General features: G+C 67.7%; 6 protein-coding genes and 3 pseudogenes. 2 read left to right on the forward strand and 7 right to left on the reverse strand.

The genetic code is table 11. The features are described 5' to 3' along the window. Positions 1–114 precede the first annotated feature (114 nt). Both ACLJK8_RS21925 and ACLJK8_RS21930 read left to right on the forward strand, forming a co-directional pair. Positions 115–312, forward strand: a complete 198-nt coding sequence (locus tag ACLJK8_RS21925) for a hypothetical protein (protein ID WP_413152560.1) — start codon at positions 115–117, stop codon at positions 310–312. Then, positions 309–1,901, forward strand: coding sequence for a GMC oxidoreductase (locus ACLJK8_RS21930; protein WP_413152561.1), 1,593 nt, complete (start codon positions 309–311; stop codon positions 1,899–1,901). The genes ACLJK8_RS21925 and ACLJK8_RS21930 overlap by 4 nt, the downstream gene beginning before the upstream one ends. 41 nt (positions 1,902–1,942) lie before the next feature. Here ACLJK8_RS21930 and ACLJK8_RS21935 read toward each other — a convergent pair. The 7 genes and pseudogenes from ACLJK8_RS21935 to ACLJK8_RS21965 form a co-directional block, all read right to left on the reverse strand. Continuing rightward, a pseudogene (locus tag ACLJK8_RS21935) lies at positions 1,943–2,188 on the reverse strand (hypothetical protein); the annotation flags it as partial. A 332-nt stretch (positions 2,189–2,520) separates the two neighbouring features. Then, positions 2,521–3,083, reverse strand: a pseudogene (locus ACLJK8_RS21940) (DUF2163 domain-containing protein); the annotation flags it as partial. Continuing rightward, complete coding sequence (locus tag ACLJK8_RS21945; protein ID WP_413152562.1) at positions 3,080–3,319, reverse strand: hypothetical protein; 240 nt, start codon at positions 3,317–3,319, stop codon at positions 3,080–3,082. The gene ACLJK8_RS21945 and the pseudogene ACLJK8_RS21940, both read right to left, overlap by 4 nt. Before the next feature lie 165 nt (positions 3,320–3,484). After that, a complete protein-coding gene (locus ACLJK8_RS21950; protein WP_413152563.1) occupies positions 3,485–3,931 on the reverse strand; it encodes a lysozyme in 447 nt (148 codons plus the stop codon). 5 nt (positions 3,932–3,936) lie between these two features. After that, positions 3,937–4,068 carry a hypothetical protein gene (locus ACLJK8_RS21955; protein WP_255453271.1) on the reverse strand — a complete coding sequence of 44 codons (132 nt, stop codon included), beginning with the start codon at positions 4,066–4,068 and terminating at the stop codon, positions 3,937–3,939. Beyond that, positions 4,061–4,294, reverse strand: a complete 234-nt coding sequence (locus ACLJK8_RS21960) for a hypothetical protein (protein WP_413152564.1) — start codon at positions 4,292–4,294, stop codon at positions 4,061–4,063. The genes ACLJK8_RS21955 and ACLJK8_RS21960 overlap by 8 nt, the downstream gene beginning before the upstream one ends. Positions 4,295–4,406: 112 nt before the next feature. Further along, positions 4,407–4,886: pseudogene (locus ACLJK8_RS21965) on the reverse strand (TIGR02217 family protein); the annotation flags it as partial. Between the last annotated feature and the right edge of the window lie 164 nt (positions 4,887–5,050).

Genomic DNA, 5,050 nt, shown 5'->3' on the forward strand with positions numbered 1-5,050 from the left:
GCCGCAAGCGGGAAACTCTAGTCGGGCTACGCCCTCCCGCCGTTCCCCGCTTGCGGCGCCAAGTGGCCTACTTTTGCGCCGCCCAACGGCCTGGTTTTGCTCCGCCGTTGACAAGTGTTTCCGATCGGCCTTGCCAAGGTTCCGGGATGGACCCCGGCCCCGTTCGAAGCCGGCAAGCCGGCGCAGACGCCGCGTAAGGACGTGATGACCGTACCGCGCGGCGCCACGCACCTGTTCAATCCCGACCGTCCGATCGCACCCGAGCTGATCGGCGAGACGATCCGAATTCCGGTACGGGGCAAACGCGCATGAGGCCCGACGTCATTGTCATCGGGAGCGGTTTTGGCGGCGCGGTCCATGCCTGCCGGCTGGCGCAGGCGGGGTTTGCCGTGCTGGTGCTGGAGCGCGGACGGCGCTGGCAGCCCGAAGACTTCCCGCGCGGGCCGGACGACGCCTGGATCTTTGACATCGACGAGCCGGAGAAGCAGAACGGCTGGATCGACATGCGCTTCCTCGACGACATGTGGGTGGCACAGGGCGCCGGCGTCGGCGGCGGGTCCCTGATCTACGCCAATGTTAGCATCGACGCCCGGCCCGACGCCTTCGCCTCCGGCTGGTCGGCGCCGATCAGCTTCGAGGCGCTGGCGCCGCATTATGCCCGGGTGACGGAGATGCTGTCGCCCGAAGTTTTGCCCGAGACCCAACTGACGCTGCGCCACCGGCTGCTGCGCGAGGCGGCCGCGAAGACCGGCGCGTCGCACCGTTACCGTAAGGTGGAACTCGCCGTCTCGTTCGACCCCGAGGGAAGTTACCCGGAGACCCGGCCTGCGGACGAGCGCGCGACGAAGACATTCATCAATCGCTTCGGCCGCACCCAGGGCTACTGCGTTCACGCCGGCAACTGCGACCTCGGCTGCAAGGCCGGCGCGCGCAATACGCTCGACCTCAACTATCTCGCCGTGGCCGAGGATTGCGGCGCGGAGATCCGGCCGCTCTCGCTGGTCTCTCACGTTGCGGCCGAGGGGCCCGGCTATGCGGTAGTGTATGACGAGATCGCCGGGGGCCGGCGGGTCGAGCGGGTAGTGCGGGCGCCGCGCGTGGTGATCGCCGCGGGGTCGCTCGGCTCGACCGAGATTCTGTTCCGCTCGCGCGACCGCTTCGGCACGCTTCCCCGGGTCAGCCGCGCCCTCGGCCAGGGCTGGAGCAGCAATGGCGATTTCCTGACGCCTGCGTTCTATCCGGGACGGGGGCTCTCGCCCAGCATCGGGCCGACCATCACCGGCGCGATCGACTTCCTCGACGGCTCGGACAACGGGGCGCGGTATTTTGTCGAGGACGGAGGCTTCGCCGACGTGATCGGGAATCTGGTGCGGGCGCGGGCAAAGACCGGGCGCTCCAGCCGTGGCGGAGGACTCCTGAAGCGGCTTGCGAACGCCCTAGACGACGGCGACACATTCGAGACGATGATGCCGTGGTTCGGCCAGGCGATGGACGGCGGCGACGGGCGACTCTACTTGGGTCGCGATTGGCTGCGGCCCTGGAAGCGGCGTCTGAAGCTTGACTGGGACGTCGTTCGCTCCGAGCGTGGCGTGGGCGGCCTGATCGCCGCACATGAACGGCTGAGCCGAGCGACCGGAGGCGAGGCGCGGGTGCCCCCGACTTGGACGATCCTGCGCAACCTCGTCACGCCTCATCCGCTCGGAGGCTGCGCCATGGCGGCAGCCCCGGCCGCAGGCGTCGTAGACCACCGCGGCGAGGTCTTCGGTCATCCCGGACTCTACGTCTCGGACGGCGCTGTCTTCCCGCGCCCGATTGGCCTGAACCCGTCCAAGACGATCGCCGCGCTTGCCGAGCGCGCCGCCGCACTGATGATCGCGGACGAGAGGCCAGCCGGCTCTTAGAAGCAGCGCAGGGCAAATCCTCGCGCCGCGAAGGCCGGCTCCTAGTCACTTGAATCTAAAGTTCGGAATGTGCTCGGCTGGAACCTCTGGCAGAAGCGCTTGACGGCGGCGAGGATTTCGTCGGCGGATTTGACCCATCGGAAGGGTTTGCGGTTCTCGTTGTGGGTCTCGGTGAAGGCAAGGATGTCAGCTTCGAGGTCGGCGGTTGAGCGGTGGACGCCGCGACGGAGCCGCTTCCAGGTCAGCCCCGCGAACCAGCGTTCGATCTGGTTGATCCAGCTCGCGCTCCGCGTCGGTCATCCGCTGGCAAGGCGCGGGCACAATGCTCGCGTCGACGATCTCGCGCGCAGGTCATCGCCTAACCACGCCACGACGAGGCTGACGCTCTCGACGGCCGGTGCCATGGCCTGCAGCCGGTCGAGCGCCTCTACCATGTTGAGTCGGCCAGCGCATTCAAGTTCTCGGACACCGTCGCGCCACCATCTTTGCGGATCGCCTGCGTCGCGTAGGTGAGCTCGCCCCAGGCCGGGATCATGGTGACGGCGCGGGTCAGCCCCTCGGCGGTGTCGGAATCGGCGAGCGGGCGGAACACCTCGAAGGAGAGTTGCGGTAGGCGGTTGCCATAGGTCGAGAGCGCCCGGTCACGCAGGAGATCGACCACCGCGCCTGTGCCCTTGTAGGCCGGGTCGTCCAGATCGACCCCGCAACGCGCGTCTCCGAGCGCCGCGTCGCAACTCGTCTGGAAGGTTCGCCCGACCGTCTGGCCGAGCACATGGGCGAGCGAGCTGACCTCGGCGACGAAGGCGAGCCGCCCGCGCCGGATCTGAGCGATGGGGCCGCGCCGCATCAGTACGCGCTGGCCCTGGTCCGCCCAGTTCACCCGCCAGACCTCGACCTCGGCATTGTCCCATCGACCGTCGAGGATGTCGGTCTCGGTGATCCGTTCGATATCAGCACGCCTTCCGCGTCCTGCGCATCGACCGACAGGTCCGAGCCCGACCGCACCTCGGACGCCGTCAGGCCGCTCTCGGGCTCGAAGTCGGTGCCGTCGAAGCTGAGCGTCCGGTCGCGGTTGGTTAAGCCGAAGGTGACGCCGTCGGCCCGGGCGATCCGCCAGCACCAGGCGAGCGTCGTCGTGCGGTCGTCAAGATGGGCCTGCAGCGCGGGTGAGAGGGATTTCACTTCCGCCCCCAGCCGCGAAACAATGCCAGAGAGGCCAGCGCGGACGACACCACACCACCGCCAGCGCCGGTCAAGGCGCAGAGGTTGAAGGGCCTCAGGTGGAAGGTACCGGTCGCCTGATCGAAATCAGCCAGCCCGGCCATCGCCAGACCAGAGGCCGCCAGACAGGCAAGGTAGATTGGCCCACGCGCGAGGTTCCAGTTCATGATGTTGCCCTTCTTTTTGAAATTGTCCAACAGCCTCCGCCACCAAGACGGGACGACAACGGATTGCGCCGGCACCGGCACGCTTGCGGGGCGCAGCAGCGCCAGCGCCTCGTCCTCAGTCAGGCGCCGGATCGGTCGCGAGAAATCGCCGCAGCCGCTACGATCCACCGACCAGACTGGAATGGCTCCGGCGGGCTAGCGGCCCGTTGCGAAGAGGTCGCGTTCAGCCTCGCGGCGGCGGCGGATCGCAACGGGCTTGAGCCAGCCGATGAAGGCTGCTGCCGCTGCGGCTCTGTCGCCCGCGTTCAAGTGCCGGGTTAGCGCCACCTTGGCGATGCCGCCTGTGTTGTAGTGAAACGAGACCAGCGCATCAAATTCGTGCGGCATCAGCGGCACCTTCACGGCGCGCAAAACGTCAGCCTCGTAACGCGCGAGGTCGGACCGGAAGACCCCAAACGCCTCGCGGATCCCGGCATCGAGGTCGGCAGGCACGCCGCGCGGCATCGTGTCCGGATCGGGCGCCCCGGCGGCGCCCGTGTGACCGATGCCGAAGGTCCAGACCTGTTTCACATCACGGTAAGGTCCGGGCACGATCCCTCCGTGCCGGACGAGGGCCAGCAAGCCCCGGTCAGTCATCTGCATGGAAGTCACCCCAGAAGCGAGAGGATCAGGATCAGTGCCGCAATGGCGATGCCGACGCCCAGACGGTGGCGGAAGGCCTGGCCGGGATCGGCCGGGTCGCAGCGCAGGGAGCGCGCGAGGCGGAGAAGGTCATGCATCGCCATCGCCTTTCCCGGCGTGGCGCAGGCGGGCGAGCAGCACCTCGATGAAGGCCGGTCCGAAGACGCCGACCAGATAGGCGGCCGATCCGGCCACGCCCCCGGCCGGGATGACCTCGGGCGGCAGGCCGAGCCAACGGGTGATGAGCGCCATCGACAGGCTGCCCATCCCGGCCGCGATCAGACCGCCGAGCAGGATGTGGCGCAGCGCGTCGCGCAGCCGCATCTTCGTGGTCAGAGCGTTGGTCGCACCGCCGAGCGCCCCCAGGCGGCGAGGATCACCGCCGTGGAGGCGAGCAGTTCCTTCAGCGCCGCCGCCAGAAACCCGATTTCGTCATTCATCGTCGGATCTCCAGAAGCGGAATGGAGGTAATCGAGCCCAGCCGCTCGAGGTCGAGCGTCACGTCGAGAGCGTCGGTGTCGAAGCGGACTGGCACGTCGAATTCGAAGCCAGCGGTGATCGTGACGCCAGCGCCCGGCGCGGTGGTGAAGGTGATGAGGCCGGTCGTGGTTTCGACGGACCATCCAGCGGGCTGCGGCGCACCGTTCAGAGCGACGGCGACCGAGCCCGCGACCGGCTTGGCGATGGTCCGCACCCATGTCTGGCTGCCCGAGGCGTAACGCTTCACCAATTGGAACGCGGTCGTTGCGCCGTCGCCGGTGGCGATCTCCTGGTCGGTGGGCGAAGGCGTGCCTGAGGGCAGGCAGGATTTGTGATCGCCCCAGTCATTGAAGCGGAAGCCATGGAGGCGGCCATTGCGGGCCTCGAAGAAGGCCACGACCGCCGCCAGATCGTCGGCCCGGCGAATGCCGTAGGTGTATAAGTTACCACTTGATCTGACGGACGATGTCCTGAAGCTGAGGTGAGAATGTCCGGGCTATCGCGGGGCCCAGGACACGTTTTACGTCGGCAACATGAAAGGGGTGAGCCAATGGAACGCCAATGGTCCGAGAGACATTGGCGAACGACGGATCTACCAGC

It is taken from the genome of Amaricoccus sp. W119 (assembly GCF_047275745.1).
GTDB lineage: Bacteria > Pseudomonadota > Alphaproteobacteria > Rhodobacterales > Rhodobacteraceae > Amaricoccus.

Excerpts from the sequence above, each read along its gene's own strand:
- ACLJK8_RS21930 (WP_413152561.1), top strand. The coding sequence starts at position 309 with ATGAGGCCCGACGTCATTGTCATCGGGAGCGGTTTTGGCGGCGCGGTC.
- ACLJK8_RS21950 (WP_413152563.1), bottom strand. The coding sequence starts at position 3,931 with ATGCAGATGACTGACCGGGGCTTGCTGGCCCTCGTCCGGCACGGAGGG.
- ACLJK8_RS21955 (WP_255453271.1), bottom strand. The coding sequence starts at position 4,068 with ATGCATGACCTTCTCCGCCTCGCGCGCTCCCTGCGCTGCGACCCGGCC.
- ACLJK8_RS21960 (WP_413152564.1), bottom strand. The coding sequence starts at position 4,294 with ATGCGGCTGCGCGACGCGCTGCGCCACATCCTGCTCGGCGGTCTGATC.